Genomic DNA, 17,397 nt, shown 5'->3' on the forward strand with positions numbered 1-17,397 from the left:
CAACTATCGTTATTCTACAACCAGCTAATAATTAAAACCATTAACACAGTTTTCACAATAATTTCAACTTTAACGTAATAAGGATATCTATTATGAATAAACAAGAACAAATCGATAAAATCCAAGACGTAATTAAAGACGTAAAGTTTGCCATGATGAGCACTATTAATAGTAAAGGTGATGTGCATGCATGGCCGATGACGACGAGTGAAGCCAGTATCGCTGATAAAGAGATTTGGTTTATCGGTGACAAAACTTCAGATGTCGTAAAAGATATTCAAGACAATCAAAAAATAGGCTTGTCTTATGCCACTCAAGACGAAAAAGACTATGTTTCTGTCAGTGCCAATGCAGAGCTGCCAACAGATAAAGATAAGCTAGATGAGCTATGGTCACCTGTCTACAATGCGTTTTTTGAGCACGGTAAAGAAGACCCAAATGTACAACTTATTAAAGTAGTACCACATGGCGTAGAATGCTGGTTGAGTGGTAGCTCTACTGTGAATATGTTTAAGATGGCTACAGCCGCGGTACAAGATGGTAAGACTGCAGAAGATATTGGCGAGCAGTTCTCTGTATCTTTATAATATAAGCGTCTTTTATATTGTAAAAACGAGCAGTTTGACGACTTGAGACGCCAGTAAGCCATTGTTTATTGGCGTTTTTATAGTATGTAAGTTTTATAGTATGTAAACCTCAATATTTTAAATAGTAAAGGATAACTATTATGAGTAAACAAGAAAAGATGGACAAAATCCAAGCGATGGTAAACAATATCAAGTATACGATGATGACCACTCGCAATCATGAAAACCACCTCCATTCGTGCCCAATGAATACCACGGAAACCAGCATCGGTGCTAAAGAGATTTGGTTTATCGGTCACACACCTTCTGACACTGTTGACAATATTAATAAGAACCCAGAAGTAAACTTGGCTTATGTCAGCCAAGATGACAAAAGCTATTTGTCTATCACTGGTAAGGCTGAATTGATCGAAGATCGAGAAAAGCTTGATGAGCTGTGGTCAGTAATGTACAACGCTTATTTTGAACAAGGTAAAGAAGACCCAGGGGTACAGCTAATCAAAGTCGTTCCTCATGGTGCAGAATATTGGGAAAATGGTAACGCCATTACTAGCGCTGTTAAAATGACGGCAGCGGCAGTCACAGATACTGCTATTGAAAAGAGTTTGGGTGAGAATTTTTCAGTAGAACTCTGATGATTTGTTTAGACATCATTAGATGTTATACATAAAAAAAGCCAGTGCGATAAGCGACTGGCTTTTTTATGCAATATTGTGCACGTAAATGAAATTAAATCAGTATTAACACGCTCTATCTAACCACTTTGTTTTAAATATGGCCATGCTGCTTTTAGATAAATAAACATCGACCACAAAGTTAAAATCACTGCAGCGACCATCAGTACATACCCTATCATCTCAAGCGACTCCCAGTTTAATAGAAGCACAGTGATGGCTATCATCTGAAACGTCGTCTTAAGCTTACCTACATACGAGACCGCCACACTAGTACGATTACCAAGCTCTGCCATCCACTCCCTTAATGCCGATACTGCAATCTCACGAGAGATAATCACAATCGCTGCTATCGCCATAATGATATTAGGATGCCACTGTACCAAAATAATCAGCGCTGCTGCTACCATCAGTTTATCAGCGACTGGATCTAAAAACCGTCCAAAAGCCGACATCACATTAAGCTTACGAGCAAAGTAGCCATCGAGCCAATCTGTAATGGCAGCGACAACAAACACCCCAGTTAACAATAAATGCCGTAGTAAACTGTCACTAAACTCACTCATCCCTACCCGCGCGATGACATTGTCTGAGATGGCAGGCATGCCAATACCCATGGCTGGTGGCCAGTAAGCTATCGCTACAAACAATGGAATCATCAAAATACGCGCAATAGTAAGATTATTGGGTAGATTAAAAATGCTTTTGTCGTTTTGCGGTTGTAGCGGCTCTTTTGTATGCAGTTGTGTGCTTTCGGTCATGGTAAGCCTAGTGTTATATAGACATAAGAATGCCTGCTAGCTTAGCATTTTTCTTGTATTGCGTCATGCCATCTTCTGCGAGTTTATCGATACTATTTTGAGAGAAAACGTTTATTGAACGAAAAGTCCTAGCAAATAAAATATTTCAAAATGTGACATTGTATTAAAACTCTCTTAAGAGTAACTTCATGTAATTTAAGTAGCCAATTAAGGAGAACATCAGGTAATATAAATATATTAGAAGAAACAGTTGTACACTGAGTTTTCACTCCAAATTATAACTGTTTATATTTCTGATAACGCTAGAATCTCTATAAAAATAATAAGTTTTTACTGTAATTGTAGACACACTACATACTCAGTTTTCCTCAGCCCACAGTTTCCTCCTCTGTGGGTCTTTTTTTGTCTTAAATTGCTGAACCCTATTTATCAAAATCTCTAAACTCTGTTTATTAAAATCATAGTAACTTAATGATTTTGCCACTACCTATTAAAAAACTTATATAAGTATATACTTCGCTTTTAGCGCTGTTCTCCAAAAAAAGAGGACAAAGAAGCGAGCAATGCTTCTTGATTCATCCCTTCTCCTATAAGTACAATATCTTTGGATGTAAAACTACTTTTGACAGCAGGGAGAATCTCAGGTTGCTGCATGACTTTGCGTACAGATTGTAGCAATATCGGACCTTCATCCGTATGCAAAACGCCCTTGACTCGCAGAATCGTATCACCCCGCGCATGCAGCAACGCCGATAGCCAAACGGTAAACTCAACCCAACCGACTTCTTTAGGAATCGGCAACGAAACCACAGTCGTCGGAGCACCCTCATTGACAAGAGTCGTCTCATAGATTTCGGTCGGCGCTGGTAGTTTAGGTACAGGGCTTTCGACACCGAATGTGGATAATGAAATCGGTGCGGCTGGATTGATTTTGCTGATGGTCGAAACAAGGTTCGATAAGGGCTGCTCGGATACTTCTTCTGATTTTGCAATCACAATACGATCGGCTGAAAGAATTTGCTGACGGCATAAAGCGTCAGTCTTTAGCGCCACCTGAAAATGTAGCGCATCAGCCATAATGATGGTTTCTTTGAGCGCAAAATGGTAAATCAGAATAGGATGCTCTTTAATCGCGACTATAATTTCTTCGGGATCAGCTAAGCCACTAGTTTCTATAATCAAAGTATCAGGATGAGTAGTAGTTAAACCGATTGATCGTCCGTTTGTTCGAGACTCGGCAACCTCAAGCAGTGCTGATATGAGCTCCTCTTTGCCTTTTGGGGTACCCGCGGTTCCAGTCAGAACGTTGACACTCATTGCTTCGCCCAACAGCAAATCATCAACAGGCTGCTCGGCCGCTTCTTGGGTGAATACTTGAGCACGGCCAAACCTCTTAGTAAAAAGCGCATGCCGCAGCCACGTGGTCTTACCTGAACCCAGATAGCCGCTTAGTAGAACGATATTGAGACGATTGTCTTGTGAGGTTTGCATTAAAGTCAAGCCATAGAGTGAGGTGCTAACGGATCGATTGCAAAGCCTTGACGACGTTCTACTTCAGCCCACAGCTCAGTTAGATTATCAACCATGACGCGGGCCCCGCCTGGACATATCAGCTGAAGCTGCGGAATTACCCCATCAGCATAAACGGAGAACCCATAAGGTTTTAGCACCCGCTTTAAGACAGACATTCTTTGAAACATTGCTCTCATGCGAATGCTGCCTTTTTGAGCGCCTGCTTCTGTCCAATGCCCTGGGGCAGCTGGGTTTCCACATCCATTACACATGACTCTTCTCCCTATAAGTGACCAGTATTTTAACAATGCCACTAAGAACCATAAATTTATCAATGCAGCGTTCAAATAACTTCCGGACGCTTACCACCTTCAAATGGGAAACGTGTGCGAAAATCAGCAGCGATATCTTCGAATGGCATCCAAACAACCCCTTCATGACCGTTGATATAGTCAATTAGACGCTCAAGCATCATGAGTACATGTGGACGTCCAGAGACATCCGGATGAATCGTGAAGGGAAACACGGCATAGTCCATATTACGGTAGACCCAGTCAAACTGATCACGCCACATTTGCTCGATATCGCGTGGGTTGACAAATCCATGGCTGTTAGGGACATTTTTCATAAACAGCATTGGGGGTAAATCATCCACACACCAGTTGGCAGCAATCTCGACCAAATCGATCTCGTCGCCATGGGTCATAGGATGCATCCATTCTTCTGCAGTTTTTGAGTAGTCAATAACGTTCCAATCATCGCCAACTCGAGCATAGAAAGGCTGAAAATCACGGTAACCTTGGCTATGGTCATATTTAAAATTATATTTGGCTAAGATTTCAGGGGTCGCAGCTGACATCTCCCACCACGGTGCCACATAGCCACGCGGGCTTTGACCTGTCAGCTTAGTAATCAGCTCAACCGACTTTTCCATGACTGCCTCTTCTTGAGCGCGGGTCATGGCAATGGGGTTCTCGTGCAAGTAACCATGCGCGCCTACTTCGTGACCATGATCGACAATCATTTTGGCAATGTCTGGAAAAGTTTCGATACTATGACCAGGAATAAAAAACGAGGTGCGTAGATCGTATTTTTTAAATAACCTTAATAGCCGTGGTACACCAACTTCAGATGCCCAGACGCCGCGCTGAATGTCTGAGGGGCTATCCCCACCACCGTACGATCCAATCCATCCTGCTACTGAATCTACATCTGTACCAAAGCCACATATAATGGTTTTTTTACTCATGTCTCACTCCTTTGATGGTATAGGTTACTAGCCTTTGTTTGGGGTCTTATCTTTACTTACTTGATAGTTATTTAACCGCTTCTATGTAGATCTGTCATCGGCTTTGAGTAATACGCTCTCAACACTCAGCGCTGCCGCTAACAAATCACTGTCTCGGCCGCTGGTCATCGATAGCAAAATACTAGTAGGCATCTGGTTTTCATCTATGCCGTTTGGTAAAGCGACGCCGCACCAGTCCAAAAAATTACCTAGAGCCGTATTGCGCAGCATCAGTTTGTTGGTTTGCAAGTACAAGTCATCGTCTTCTTCAAGCGGTTTAAGCTTAGGCGCCGTAATAGGCGTGGTTGGAAACAGTACAATTTGCTTATCTAAAGCTTGACGGTTTTTTTCAATCAATCTTGCACGCTTCCGTTGAATGACAAGCAAATCTCGCGCACTCATCTCTCCTGCATCAAGAATACGGTCAAGGATTCTTGGATCTATCTGCTTTGCCTGTGCCGAATGTACCAGATCCCAATGCACATCTAGTGCTTCTGGGCCAACTAAGTAGCCATGCTTACGGGCAAGCGCCCCTATATCGTCAAACTCATCACATACTCCGCGAGTGATTGTCGCCCCTGCCTGCTCAAGTGCGCGGACAGAAGCTTCAAAATTTTGGATTACCGCCTCTTGCGCGTTTTCAAAGACGACATTACTGGGAATAAAAAATTTGAGTTGGTCAATAGGTGAAGGTTTGGGTATGGCAATCGCCCGCCCATTAAGAATTTGTGCCGCACCAATACAGCTCTTTAGATCAGCTGCAAGCGGACCAAAGGTGTCTAACGTCGGTGAGAGCGGCAACGTACCACCATTTGGAAACGCAACGCTAGAGCCTTTATAGCCGACTATGCCGTTTAGTCCAGCAGGAATGCGTATCGAGCCACCAGTATCACTGCCGATAGCCAATGGCACCAGACCGCGCGCGACAGCTACCCCGCACCCTGAAGACGAGCCGCCAGGAATGCGAGCAGGGCCTGAGCCATGAGGGTTTTTAGGTGTACCAAAATGTGGATTAAGACCAAGGCCGGAATAAGCAAACTCGGTCATATTAAGACAGCCGATTGACACAAGGCCTGCTTGAGAGGCATTGGCCACCATATTGGCATCACAAGGGGCAGGCACGTTGGATTTAAGAATCACAGAGCCTGCGGTGGTCACTCGATCTTTTATATCAAAAAGGTCTTTCCATGCGATAGGTATACCATCCCACGGGCTTAGTGGCTTACCGTCACGGCGACGTTGCCTAGAAGCATGAGCTTCTTTCAATGCGCGCGCTTCAAACAACTCTGTAAAAATAGCGGGATCGGAAGAGCGGATGTTTGCAAACGTCTCTTCTACCAGCGCAACCGGACAAAGACTACCTTCATCGAGGCGAGCTGCCATATCTAACGCTGACACAGACTCTTTGGTAATTTTGCTCACAACCCGTTCGCTCACAACATACTCCATGCTATTGATTTTATTAGAGATTGCATTATCAACCATAGGCTAAAAAAACAGAGGAGTCAATTGGCATCCATGAGTAAAATCTTTCTATTTACCAATAAGAAACAATCATCTAATTTTATGATTTTTATATGAGTCAATGACAAACAAAATGCATGATTGTTTGATTACTATCACTTATTTTTGACTTTAAATGGCTCTGAAAATTGTAGTATTAAAAAACCCACCACAGATAAAATAATCGCTATCTCGTAACGACCATAAGCCACTGAAATACCGATAGCACCTGTGTTCCATAAGCTGGCTGCCGTCGCGGTGCCCTTTGAGCCTTCCTCATTCTTAAAAATAGCGCCACCACCGATAAAGCCCATACCAGTGATAATGGCGTACATAATCCTCGCTTCGCCTTCAGACTCGTAGATATCCATACCGACTAACATAAAGGCACATGAAGCAATAGTCACCAACGGAAACGTTCTAAGTCCTGCACCGTTATCCTTCATTTCACGATTGAGTGCAATCGGTAATGACAATATAAAAGCAATGCTTAATTGAAAAAAATGGTACTGCATTAAGTCTATATCTAGATCGAATCCAAACATAATTTACGACGCTCTCTATCTTTAAGTTAAAACTAAATAAATTTGGCTTATTTTATCCACTCTACTTTACTGATCGCTTGTACTGTGTCTTTTGCCATTTGATAGCAGCTTTCAATATTACCTTGTCCGCACCAGTCGCCACTAACAATCCATTGATGGGTTTGATCGAGCAATACTCCTAACGGATCACAAGCCTGCTTGTTTTTGGTATCCATGACTGTCGCAGCATAGCGCCAACGATGACAGTCTATTTTACTGGGCGCTGTATCAGCGCTCCAATGCAATGCTCGCTGTGCAGCCGCTAGCAATTGCGCTTTAATGATTTCGATATCATCATCGACATGCTCTTCTAACCAGTCGTTGCGCGCATGAATGGTGATACTTGGGAGTAGCTCATCACGAGCAGGCTTTTGATGTTCAACAAATATTCTATCGAGTATTGAATGACTCACATAAGCCACATCCCATACTGGCCCTGCCTGATTGATCAGAGTTTTAGGGAGCATCTCAACATTATCCCAGCCCAGCATAAGCGTATAGCATGCTTGCATTTTTGGTTCGGTAATTTTGGCATGCTCTGTAAAGCCACTGTCTGCCATCAGCTCTACTGCTTGACCGTTAGGTACAGTACAAATGACCCAATCAAACCAGCCAAGACTATTGCCTACCTCATCGAATAACTCAGTTTTGTTAGTATTATCTTGTCGGCTCTCAGTTTGTGTCTGGCTAAGTGGTGCGACGCGAGTTTTAAAGTTAATAGTCGTATGCTGTAACTCATCAGCCAACGCGCGCCCCCAACTGGTCATTTTAGGGGTGCTAATATAACGCGCATGAGTGGTGTCCCATTGCTCTTTTTTTTGAATATTAGGAGACTGATCGGTATTATTGGCTGGCGTCAAATTTACTACTTCTGCACACCAAGGCTGCAATAATCCAGTATTTAACCACGGCTGAATAAACTGCGAAAAGCTATCCGACTTAGCCGTAAAGAACTGTGCGCCAAATGCCCATTGCCAGTTTTGATTGGTCCTACTATCGGTACGATAGCGTGTGGCTAAGCGACCAACGCTACGTGATTTTTCAAAAATAGTCACGTGCAGCATTGATGCATTATTCAATGGTTTATTTTGTCGCTTAATAAAAGCGCGTTCCAACAAAGTCGCTGTCAATAAACCCGTCAATCCAGCTCCGATAATGGCTATTTTCGGCGCAGTATTTAGGTCAGTGTTCAAGGTTGTCTGTTTGTCGTTATTAGTCTGTTTTGCATGGTTGCTAATGGATGGCGAAGAATGGTCAGTCATGAGTGCAGTAGGCCTTGTAAGATTTGGCAACGATTAAAACCTCATTAAAAACGAGTCTTTATGTTTTTGTCATGCTGTCTATATTAAAAAGTCATGCTATTAAAAACAGCATGACTTTTGTGATATTTGATGTTTGTCTAGTAAAGTTGCGCGCGAACCATACTTATGAATCCTGTTTATAATTATGGTTCGCTATTTTATTGCTTACTAACAGTTGCTTACTAACAGTGTTTTGCCTCGCGTTCTGCTTTGACCACATCAATTATCTTGTTGATGACCGAGCTATCAGCAAGGGTTGACAGGTCACCAAGCCCAACATACTGCCCTGCAGCGATATTACGTAAGATGCGACGCATAATCTTACCAGATCGGGTTTTGGGTAGAGCCTCAACGACATAGATAGCATCTAAATTGGCAATTGGTCCAATCTCGGTGCGCACATGGCGATTTAGCTCAGCTTTTAGCTGATCGCTTGCAACCTCTCCTATACTGAGAATAATAAAGGCAGCAATACCTACGCCGCGAATGTCATGCGGCATACCGACGACAGCGGCTTCAACCGTAGAAGGATGAGCGTCTACTGCACTTTCAACTTCTGCAGTGCCCAGACGGTGCCCTGAGACATTAAGTACATCATCGACGCGGCCGGTAATCCAATAATGCCCGTCTTCATCGCGTTGTACCCCATCACCAGTAAAGTAGTAGCCTGGATACTCAGTAAAGTAGGTCTCCAAAAAGCGTTCATGGTCATGATAAATAGTACGCATCTGTCCCGGCCAGCTATTACTAATGACAAGATTGCCCTCAGCGGGACCTTCAAGAGCCGTATCATCAGTATCGATCACTTGCGGTATGATGCCATATAAAGGATTCATCGCAGCACCCGGTTTGAGCGCTACCGTACCTGGTATCGGAGCCAGCAAAATACCACCTGTTTCGGTCTGCCACCATGTATCTACGATTGGGCAACGACCACCACCAACGACATCATAATACCAATCCCACGCCTCAGGGTTGATAGGTTCACCAACGGTACCAAGCAGACGTAAACTTGAGCGATCTGACTCACGGACAAAGGTATCACCCTCTTTCATCATCGAGCGAATCGCCGTCGGTGCCGTATATAAAACCGTAATTTTATGCTTATCAATAATATGACCAATCCGCGCCCATGTTGGATATTCAGGCACGCCCTCAAACATCACTGTCGTCGTACCATTGGCAAGCGGCCCATAGGTAGAATACGTATGACCGGTCACCCAGCCAACATCTGCCGTACACCAATACACATCATCGTCTTTGATATCGAAGACATCGCGAAAGGTTGATAGCGCGTAGGTAATATAACCACCAGTCGTATGCAGCACACCTTTCGGTTTGCCAGTTGAACCAGAGGTATATAACAAAAATAACGGGTCCTCGCTATTCATGACTTCAGGCTCGCACTGCTCTTGTTCACCAGCGATTAAAGAATGATACCAAACATCACGGCGACCACTCATCGGAATCGAATTACCTGTACGATGCACGACAATGACCTTTTCAACGCTATCAGTACCCTCCATATCTAGCGCACGATCAACATTGACCTTAAGCGGATTGTGCTTATTACCGCGTAGACCTTCATCAGCCGTAATCACGATTTTGGATTGACTATCAACGATACGGTTACCTAAGCTCTCAGCAGAGAATCCACCAAACACCACCGAATGCACCGCACCGATACGCGTACATGCTAGCATCCCTACCATCGCTTCAGGTATCATCGGCATATATAGGGTCACACGATCGCCTTTTTTGACCCCAAGCTTACGCATCGCATTACCTAAACGACAAACTTCAGCATGAAGCTCTTTAAAAGAGATAATTTTATGCAAAGAAGGATGATCCCCTTCCCAAATAATGGCAGGCTTGTAGGGGTTAGTTTTAAGATGTCGATCAAGACAATTTACCGAAATATTTAGCTCGCCATCCTCGTACCATTTAATACGAAAGTCGTCCAAGTCATAATTGACGTTGCTAATAATAGTTGGCTTTTTCATCCAATCAATTAGCTCAGCACGCTCAGCCCAAAAAGCATCAGTGGCCTCGGGTGATTTGACTGACCGCTCATAGTCTTGGGTATACTGCTCAGCGGTGGTATTGGCAGCGGCGATAAACTCAGCCGTAATAGGAAAAGATTTTTGAGTCATGAGACATTCCTTTTTTAATTATCATTGTCTGCATAAAATATCGAAAATAAGAGATATTGAAAATAAAAGAAAAAACTACCTAATAGACTGACTGAAACTGAAGCGATAATACTACTATCAGACAATGCTAATCGGCAGCTCATCAGTAACAATGGTGGGTGCAGACAACAGGCTATCATCTTCCATAATGAGTGACGCCTTGATTCTAGTTTGACAAATAAGAAGAAGTGATGCAAGACACTAACGACTAATTACAACAATTCCAATGTACAGCTGTTTACTTATGTATTTATACTTTCTATTAGGGCATGGTAAAAACCTGATAAGTATTTAATCCTTGTAACCCTAGGTTAAATATGGACAATAGCCACTCTAGATACACTATTTGAATGATACTTATATCAGCGTATTTGTATCATTGCTTCTACCTTATTTTTACGTTTGTTTAAAAGCAGCGCTTTATGGACCAAAACCGTCATGGATAATAATACCCATTATGATGTCATCATTGTTGGCGCAGGGGCCTCAGGGCTATACTGCGCACTCACCGCTGGGCGTCGAGGCCGCCGCGTATTGGTGCTCGATCATGCCAATAAAGTCGGCAAAAAGATCCTGATGTCGGGCGGTGGACGCTGTAACTTTACCAATTACTTCGTCGAGCCTGAGCATTTTATCAGTGCCAACCCACATTTTTGTAAGTCAGCACTGAGCCGTTACCCCAGTTGGGAGTTTATCGGCATGGTTGAACAGCATAAAATCCCATACCATGAGCGTGAGCACGGTCAGCTGTTTTGTGATGATTCTGCGCAAGATATCGTCACTATGCTACTTGATGAATGCGCGGCGGTAGGTGTGCAAATACGCATTAATACCCAGATTGATAAGATCGATGTCAATGAGACTGAATATAAAAGATTCAATCTATCGACCTCTAAAAAACTGAGTAAAAAAGATATCGCCAATAGCGTTAAACCTTCGCAACACAAATACAGCTGTGACTCGTTAGTCGTGGCGACTGGTGGCCTATCTATACCAACGATGGGCGCAAGCGGTCTTGGTTATGAGCTGGCGCAGCAGTTTGGGCATCAGCTTATGCCAACCGATGCCAGCCTCGTGCCCTTTACCTTTACCGATAAGACGGGCGAGCTTATCCGCGCCTTGGCTGGTATTAGTTTGCCCGTAATTGCCAGTAACGAGCGCATCTCGTTTAAGCTGCCGTTACTCTTTACCCATCGCGGTCTATCTGGTCCTGCCATGCTCCAGCTGTCCAATTATTGGCAGACGGGCGAGCACATCAATATCAACTTACTGCCTGATATCGATGTCACCACCCTACTACTTGCTCATAAAAAATCGCACCCAAAGCAGCTCATCCGTACTGTACTGGCAGACTATACAGACAATGCATTGCCTAAAAAACTACTGACAGCCCTACAGACAACGCTGTGGGACGATATTAAAGACAAAGAGCTTGCCAATATTAAAGATGAGCGCCTAAGCGAGCTTGGGAATACTATTAATAATTGGCAACTCAAACCCTCTGGTACGGAAGGCTATCGTACCGCTGAGGTGACGCGTGGCGGCGTAAAAACCGATGAGGTGTCGTCAAAAACAATGCAGAGCAATTTTCAGGACGGTCTATACTTTATCGGTGAGGTGCTTGATGTCACGGGCTGGCTTGGCGGCTATAACTTTCAATGGGCCTGGGCAAGCGGTTTTGTCTGCGGCGAAGTCGTTTAACCATTAATACAAGCTCAAAAAAAGCCGCCCTACTATGACAGTAAGGCGGCTTTTTATTATATTAACATGTAAAACTAAGCGTACACTTACGCTTGTTTTTGCTCCAAATACGGATAATCGGTATAACCCTCAGCACCGCCACCATAGAAGGTTTGTGGATGCTGTTCATTGAGCGGCGCATCTTGACGAATACGCTCAGGCAAATCAGGGTTTGCAATGAAATCACGACCAAACGCAACCGCGTCAATATAGCCTTCACGGACATTTCTTTCTGCTTTTTCGGCCGTATAGCCACCCGCTGCAATGATCGTATTGTCAAAGGCATCACGAATACGCTGGCGGAAACCGTCATTATATGGCGTGCCTCCTGCCCAATCAGGCTCAGAGAGATGAAGATACATCAAACCGCGTTTATTGATTTGCTCAATGAGCCAGATGTTATCATCTTCATCATAGCCGGCTTCTACGGCGTTAAACGTGCCCTGTGGCGAGAGTCGAATACCGACGTGATCGTTGTCCCACTCATCGACACAAGCATCGATGACATCAAGGGTTAAGCGCGCGCGGTTTTCACGACTGCCGCCGTATTCGTCATCACGCTTGTTGGTTTGTTCAACCCAGAATTGATGCAACAGATAACCATGGGCACCATGAACCTCTACGCCGTCAAATCCTGCTTCTCGTGCCGTCTTGGTTGCATAAGCAAAGTCCTTAATCACTTGCTTGATTTCATCAGCGGTGGCTGGACGTGGTGGCGTCGTTTCAACGCGAATCGCTTGATTATCGCTATCACGTAAAGAGGTGCGAGCGCCGACTTCGACGTCCGACGCTGAAATAGGCGCCTTACCATCAGGCTGTACACTTTCATGCGCCACTAGACCCGTGTGCCATAGCTGTACGACGATCTTACCGCCTTTAGCATGGACATTATCGACGATGGCTTTCCACGCGGTCATCTGATCTTTAGTATGGATGCCAGGCGCACCTGCATAACCTTTTGCTTGCAATGATACTTGCGTCGCCTCAGCGATCACAAGGCCCGCTCCCGCTGCACGCTGTGAATAGTATTCACCTGCTAATGCCGTTGGTACATCGCCTGGCTCAACAGCGCGTAGACGAGTTAGTGGTGCCATAATGATGCGGTTTTTTAGGGTTTGAGTGCCCATTTTTACTGTTTCAAATAAATTATCGTAAGCCATAGTATGCCTTGTTTGTGGTTATAAAAAATATGGGTAAAAATGATATTCACAACTATAAAGCAATTTATTTATAATTATGAAATCTTTATGAGTCATTAGGTCAACAAAATGTATGTTTGTTCGATAGATCAGTAAGTACTTTTTGAATCAATACCCATTAGATGATCACCTCTTAAATGGATATCTATCAAATAAGAATCTGTATTCAAGAACATACGTCTGAATACTTATACTTAAGTACCAATACTTAAACACCTATATTGAACGACCGTTCTCTTTATAAGGGATGCCTATTATTATTCAAGCAAACTTTACAAACAGAAACACCTTTTCAGCTCTATTTGATAATTGAAAAAGGTTACAGATTGACTATCTCTAAAGAATATAAAAGAGTAGAATGTATACAAGCAAACAATAGTCTTCTATTAACTCGATAAGATTGTTCTAATTTTTTACAATTAAGCCAATTTATTGCATATTGAATAGTCAAAATAATTTTTTAAAAACTAAGATTAATACTCTATTGAGTATTAAAAGGATGCAGTCTGTGCAAATGAACAGAAGAACACTCATCATAGGTGCAAGCTTACTGCTTGGCCTAACTGCTTGCCAGCCGCCTTCGGATAAAACTGATTCATCAGATGCGCCCTCAACGTCAGCACAAACCGAAGCAGCGCCAAGTACACAGCCTCTTACAGAAGCGAAAACGCCAAAAGCTCTTACTAAAGCATTGGTTACACTATCTGAAAAAACATTAAAAGAGCAGCTCATTTGTTCCAAGCTTGATGACACGATAAATACCATTGATAATAAAAGTAAAATCGAAGATATTCATGCAGTTCAACGTCAAATAGAGGCTTGCTTACCAGTGGCAGACAATGCCGAGATACTTCAATGGCTAGAAGCCTACCAAGCGATGTATGGACGTTTTTTGAATACTGATAGCTCTATGGATGATGAAGCATTTTACAGCGTCATGGATAATATTGACCAAGATGGAAAATTAACGGTAGCGCAATTAAAGCTGGTAAATCCTCGTGTCCGCTATCTTATTAGCTTGGTAAGGAGCAAAGCTGACGTCAGTGTCCGATATATAGGCGAAGGTCACTTTGCCTTTCATCACGACCTTTCGGCCATGGCTGATATGTTCACCCCTTATCTACCAGATGACCAAAGTGAGTTTATCCAGCGAATGGCGCAAGACAATCAAGAGATATTTTGGTTCGATGCTGCAATTGGTATATCTCTTGAAGAGTTGGTTGAACGCGCTGTATTTTGGGAAGATTTTATAGGCCGTTACCCAGATAGTAGATTCTATGATGATGTCAAAGCTTTGCTAGATACCTATCGCTATCTACTCTTTTTTGGCTCAGAAAACACTCAATGGATCGATGATGAGGCCCGCAAATTCTATCTATTAAAAGACGAGCGCTTGATGACGCAATTGGCTGAGCGTACTGACAGTCAACTGGCTGAAGACGTACAAAAGCTTTTGGTATTTATGGCGCAGTCGGATAGCGAACGTCATCAGTTATACCCTGTCCCTGATAAAGATGAAAACGGTCATAAAATAAACGAATGGGAAGTAACTCATTATCAATTGAGTCAAGCGTTAGATATATCTTCGCTGCATGATACAGTTAGAGATAGAAACTGTTTGCATGGTGTCATTTGTGTAGACAAGGACAAGCAATAAAACCCTATTTTATACATACCGATTCCAAAAATATTTAAATAGGCACGCCCACACTATTTTTTACTGTTTTATAATTACTCGTGTTTTACGACCTTAGCATCTTTTTAAAAGAGATATTTAAAGACAGGTATGTACCAAATAAAATGACTGCTGAACCAATAATTGCGCCCAAATCTAACGCTTCACCCAGCAATACATAACCAAAGAATATCGCAAAAATTGGAATAACTAAAGTGATACTCGTCGCGCGCATTGGGCCAATATTTTTAATCAGCTGATTCATAAAAATCAGCGCGATTGCCGTCGAAAATACCCCGATGCAGATGACAGATACCCATGCTTGTAGACTAATACTCTTGCCATATGGAAACTCATATAAGCCAATAGGTAGCATGACCATGCTGGCAATAATGGTCGAGCCAGCAGTGATAGCAATCGGCGACAAGCCTTGCAAATAGTTTTTGGTGATATTGGCCCCTGTAGCATAACCGACACAGCCTAGTAGCGCGTAGCCCATTGGCAATAACCCTTCAAGCAAACTTGTGTCTGACTCACTACCAGCAAATAGACTCTCACTCATCAAAATAACGACACCGACCAGACCGATAAATAAACCAAGAATTTGCTTTTTTGAGAGCTTATCATTAAAAAATGTACTGGCGATAAAGCCACTCATCATCGGCACAGAGGCGTTTAGCACTGCCAATACACCAGCGTTCACTGACTGGGCTGAAAATGAAAATAGCACAAATGGAATGGCCGTAGAAACCAAGCCGACGACGGTCAATAGCTTCCAGTTTTCACGAATACCGCGCCGATTCTCTAAGCTGATCAATAAAAAGACCAGCATAGTGAAACCTGCGAACAGCACTCGTAGGCTTGCAAATGCTATCGAACCAAACTCAGGAACCCCAACACGATAGAATATAAAAGACAGCGACCACATAAAAGAGAGGGTAAAAAAGATAATGAGGTCGCGTTTAGTCACTGGTTAATCCTATTAAGCGTTTAGACTGCTTTTGCTAAGTCGTAAAAAGTTATGTCATGAGACGTATTATGTCGTTAAAAACGCCATGATGATAACTTGTTAATCGCTTGATAGGTGCTGTTTTATGTATTCGTCAGTAATTAATTCGTTATAACTTGACTTTATCCAAAATAAAATCAATATCCTTATCACCGCGCCCGGATAAATTGACCAAAATAGTCTCATCAGGCGACATGTCTTTGGCAACTCTCATCGCATAGGCAATGGCATGGGCAGTTTCTAAGGCAGGAATAATACCTTCTAATCTTGATAACGCCATAAAGGCATCCAAGCACTCTGCGTCGGTTGCCGACTCATAAGTCGCTAAACCCATATCGCGCAAAAGCGAATGCTGTGGCCCAACGCCCGGGTAATCAAGACCTGAGGCAATCGAATGTACAGGGGCAGGCTCGCCATCTTCATCTAGCAAGACATAACACTTAAAGCCATGCAGCGCGCCTTTTACTCCTAACGTCATGGTAGCGGCGTGATTGGATGTCTCTAAGCCTTCACCTGCAGGTTCCACCCCAACTTTCTCGACCTCTTTGTCGTCCAAAAAACCACTAAAAATGCCGATAGCATTAGAGCCACCGCCGACACAAGCGACCACTTTATTAGGGAGCTTACCAGTTGTCTCTAAGAACTGCGCTCTTGCTTCGCGGCCAACGACCGATTGAAAATAACTGACGATTTCAGGATACGGTGCAGGGCCTAAAGCTGAGCCAATAGCAAATAGACTGGTATCCAGCTCATCAAGATAAGTCTCAAAAGCGCTATCGACCGCCTCTTTTAGTGTCCCTGCCCCGCGCGATACAGGGACGATCTTCGCGCCTAGTATTTTCATCCGGCTGACATTGGGATGCTCTTTTTCGATATCAACGACACCCATATGGATCTCACACTCAAGGCCCATCAACGCCGCTGCGGTTGCCAACGCCACGCCATGTTGCCCTGCGCCCGTCTCCGCAATGACCTTGGTTTTGCCTAGTTTTTTGGCAAGTAATACTTCACCTAAGCAGTGATTAATCTTGTGCGCGCCCGTATGATTGAGATCTTCACGCTTAAAATAAATCTGCGCCCCGCCGCAATGTGCGCTTAAGCGTCTGGCATGAAATATCGGACTTGGGCGACCAACATAAGTCTGACGCAAGCGGCTCATCTCTTTGATAAAGTCATTATCTTTAATAATTTCGCGAAATCCTTGCTCAATGTCATCCATAGCTTTGGCAAGCTGCGGGTGTTCAATCTTACCGCCGAACTCACCGTATAGACCATCGTTACTTGGCAAGATAGAGTGATGTAAGCCATAGCTGTCGGTCATCTTGTCTGTTGTCATCGTTAAACCCTAGTATCTGAAATTATAATGTTGAAA

General features: G+C 43.4%; 15 protein-coding genes. 4 read left to right on the forward strand and 11 right to left on the reverse strand.

Annotated features, from left to right (window positions below):
• The first annotated feature begins 92 nt into the window (after positions 1 to 92).
• Both ACS8FB_RS08880 and ACS8FB_RS08885 read left to right on the forward strand, forming a co-directional pair.
• Positions 93 to 587, forward strand: a complete 495-nt coding sequence (locus ACS8FB_RS08880; protein ID WP_299218447.1) for a pyridoxamine 5'-phosphate oxidase family protein — start codon at positions 93 to 95, stop codon at positions 585 to 587.
• Between the two features lie 140 nt (positions 588 to 727).
• Positions 728 to 1,222 carry a pyridoxamine 5'-phosphate oxidase family protein gene (locus ACS8FB_RS08885; RefSeq protein ID WP_299218449.1) on the forward strand — a complete coding sequence of 165 codons (495 nt, stop codon included), beginning with the start codon at positions 728 to 730 and terminating at the stop codon, positions 1,220 to 1,222.
• Positions 1,223 to 1,341: 119 nt separating this feature from the next.
• Here the strand turns inward: ACS8FB_RS08885 and pgsA are convergent, their stop codons facing one another.
• The 8 genes from pgsA to acs form a co-directional block, all read right to left on the reverse strand.
• Positions 1,342 to 2,022 (reverse strand): CDP-diacylglycerol--glycerol-3-phosphate 3-phosphatidyltransferase, encoded by a 681-nt coding sequence (pgsA, locus tag ACS8FB_RS08890; protein ID WP_299218451.1) that lies wholly within the window; start codon positions 2,020 to 2,022, stop codon positions 1,342 to 1,344.
• Between the two features lie 522 nt (positions 2,023 to 2,544).
• Entirely contained in the window at positions 2,545 to 3,513 is a 969-nt protein-coding gene (locus tag ACS8FB_RS08895) for a CobW family GTP-binding protein (protein WP_439262253.1), read from the reverse strand.
• 5 nt (positions 3,514 to 3,518) lie between these two features.
• The gene (locus tag ACS8FB_RS08900; protein WP_439262254.1) at positions 3,519 to 3,806 is read right to left on the reverse strand and encodes a hypothetical protein; all 288 of its coding nucleotides are present in this window, start codon (positions 3,804 to 3,806) and stop codon (positions 3,519 to 3,521) included.
• Positions 3,807 to 3,877: 71 nt separating this feature from the next.
• Complete coding sequence (locus tag ACS8FB_RS08905; RefSeq protein WP_299218457.1) at positions 3,878 to 4,783, reverse strand: polysaccharide deacetylase family protein; 906 nt, start codon at positions 4,781 to 4,783, stop codon at positions 3,878 to 3,880.
• 81 nt (positions 4,784 to 4,864) lie between these two features.
• Positions 4,865 to 6,259: an amidase family protein gene (locus ACS8FB_RS08910; RefSeq protein WP_439262256.1), complete on the reverse strand. Its 1,395-nt coding sequence runs from the start codon at positions 6,257 to 6,259 to the stop codon at positions 4,865 to 4,867.
• Between the two features lie 182 nt (positions 6,260 to 6,441).
• On the reverse strand, positions 6,442 to 6,870 hold the full coding sequence (locus ACS8FB_RS08915) for an MgtC/SapB family protein (RefSeq protein ID WP_439262258.1): 429 nt from the start codon (positions 6,868 to 6,870) through the stop codon (positions 6,442 to 6,444).
• Between the two features lie 47 nt (positions 6,871 to 6,917).
• A complete protein-coding gene (locus tag ACS8FB_RS08920) occupies positions 6,918 to 8,171 on the reverse strand; it encodes an NAD(P)/FAD-dependent oxidoreductase (protein WP_439262259.1) in 1,254 nt (417 codons plus the stop codon).
• A gap of 221 nt (positions 8,172 to 8,392) precedes the next feature.
• Positions 8,393 to 10,363 (reverse strand): acetate--CoA ligase, encoded by a 1,971-nt coding sequence (acs, locus tag ACS8FB_RS08925; RefSeq protein ID WP_439262261.1) that lies wholly within the window; start codon positions 10,361 to 10,363, stop codon positions 8,393 to 8,395.
• Between the two features lie 477 nt (positions 10,364 to 10,840).
• Between acs and ACS8FB_RS08930 the strand changes: the two genes are divergently transcribed.
• Entirely contained in the window at positions 10,841 to 12,103 is a 1,263-nt protein-coding gene (locus ACS8FB_RS08930) for a BaiN/RdsA family NAD(P)/FAD-dependent oxidoreductase (RefSeq protein ID WP_439262263.1), read from the forward strand.
• Positions 12,104 to 12,189: 86 nt separating this feature from the next.
• On the opposite strand, the gene nemA is transcribed toward ACS8FB_RS08930, so the two are convergent.
• Positions 12,190 to 13,302: an alkene reductase gene (gene nemA / locus ACS8FB_RS08935; RefSeq protein ID WP_439262265.1), complete on the reverse strand. Its 1,113-nt coding sequence runs from the start codon at positions 13,300 to 13,302 to the stop codon at positions 12,190 to 12,192.
• A gap of 547 nt (positions 13,303 to 13,849) precedes the next feature.
• On the opposite strand from nemA, the gene ACS8FB_RS08940 reads away from it, so the two are divergent.
• On the forward strand, positions 13,850 to 14,998 hold the full coding sequence (locus ACS8FB_RS08940; RefSeq protein WP_439262267.1) for a hypothetical protein: 1,149 nt from the start codon (positions 13,850 to 13,852) through the stop codon (positions 14,996 to 14,998).
• An 85-nt stretch (positions 14,999 to 15,083) separates the two neighbouring features.
• Here the strand turns inward: ACS8FB_RS08940 and ACS8FB_RS08945 are convergent, their stop codons facing one another.
• Both ACS8FB_RS08945 and trpB read right to left on the reverse strand, forming a co-directional pair.
• The gene (locus ACS8FB_RS08945; protein WP_439262269.1) at positions 15,084 to 15,986 is read right to left on the reverse strand and encodes a DMT family transporter; all 903 of its coding nucleotides are present in this window, start codon (positions 15,984 to 15,986) and stop codon (positions 15,084 to 15,086) included.
• A 148-nt stretch (positions 15,987 to 16,134) separates the two neighbouring features.
• Complete coding sequence (trpB, locus tag ACS8FB_RS08950; protein WP_439262271.1) at positions 16,135 to 17,361, reverse strand: tryptophan synthase subunit beta; 1,227 nt, start codon at positions 17,359 to 17,361, stop codon at positions 16,135 to 16,137.
• Between the last annotated feature and the right edge of the window lie 36 nt (positions 17,362 to 17,397).

Source organism: Psychrobacter sp. 1U1 (genome assembly GCF_051847535.1).
Lineage (GTDB): Bacteria > Pseudomonadota > Gammaproteobacteria > Pseudomonadales > Moraxellaceae > Psychrobacter > Psychrobacter saeujeotis.

Bases quoted from the DNA above. Each gene is read 5' to 3' on its own strand.
- ACS8FB_RS08895 (WP_439262253.1), bottom strand. From the start codon at position 3,513: ATGCAAACCTCACAAGACAATCGTCTCAATATCGTTCTACTAAGCGGC.
- ACS8FB_RS08905 (WP_299218457.1), bottom strand. From the start codon at position 4,783: ATGAGTAAAAAAACCATTATATGTGGCTTTGGTACAGATGTAGATTCA.
- ACS8FB_RS08880 (WP_299218447.1), top strand. From the start codon at position 93: ATGAATAAACAAGAACAAATCGATAAAATCCAAGACGTAATTAAAGAC.
- ACS8FB_RS08900 (WP_439262254.1), bottom strand. From the start codon at position 3,806: ATGTGTAATGGATGTGGAAACCCAGCTGCCCCAGGGCATTGGACAGAA.
- acs (WP_439262261.1), bottom strand. From the start codon at position 10,363: ATGACTCAAAAATCTTTTCCTATTACGGCTGAGTTTATCGCCGCTGCC.
- ACS8FB_RS08915 (WP_439262258.1), bottom strand. From the start codon at position 6,870: ATGTTTGGATTCGATCTAGATATAGACTTAATGCAGTACCATTTTTTT.
- ACS8FB_RS08885 (WP_299218449.1), top strand. From the start codon at position 728: ATGAGTAAACAAGAAAAGATGGACAAAATCCAAGCGATGGTAAACAAT.
- trpB (WP_439262271.1), bottom strand. From the start codon at position 17,361: ATGACAACAGACAAGATGACCGACAGCTATGGCTTACATCACTCTATC.
- ACS8FB_RS08920 (WP_439262259.1), bottom strand. From the start codon at position 8,171: ATGACTGACCATTCTTCGCCATCCATTAGCAACCATGCAAAACAGACT.
- nemA (WP_439262265.1), bottom strand. From the start codon at position 13,302: ATGGCTTACGATAATTTATTTGAAACAGTAAAAATGGGCACTCAAACC.
- ACS8FB_RS08930 (WP_439262263.1), top strand. From the start codon at position 10,841: ATGGATAATAATACCCATTATGATGTCATCATTGTTGGCGCAGGGGCC.
- pgsA (WP_299218451.1), bottom strand. From the start codon at position 2,022: ATGACCGAAAGCACACAACTGCATACAAAAGAGCCGCTACAACCGCAA.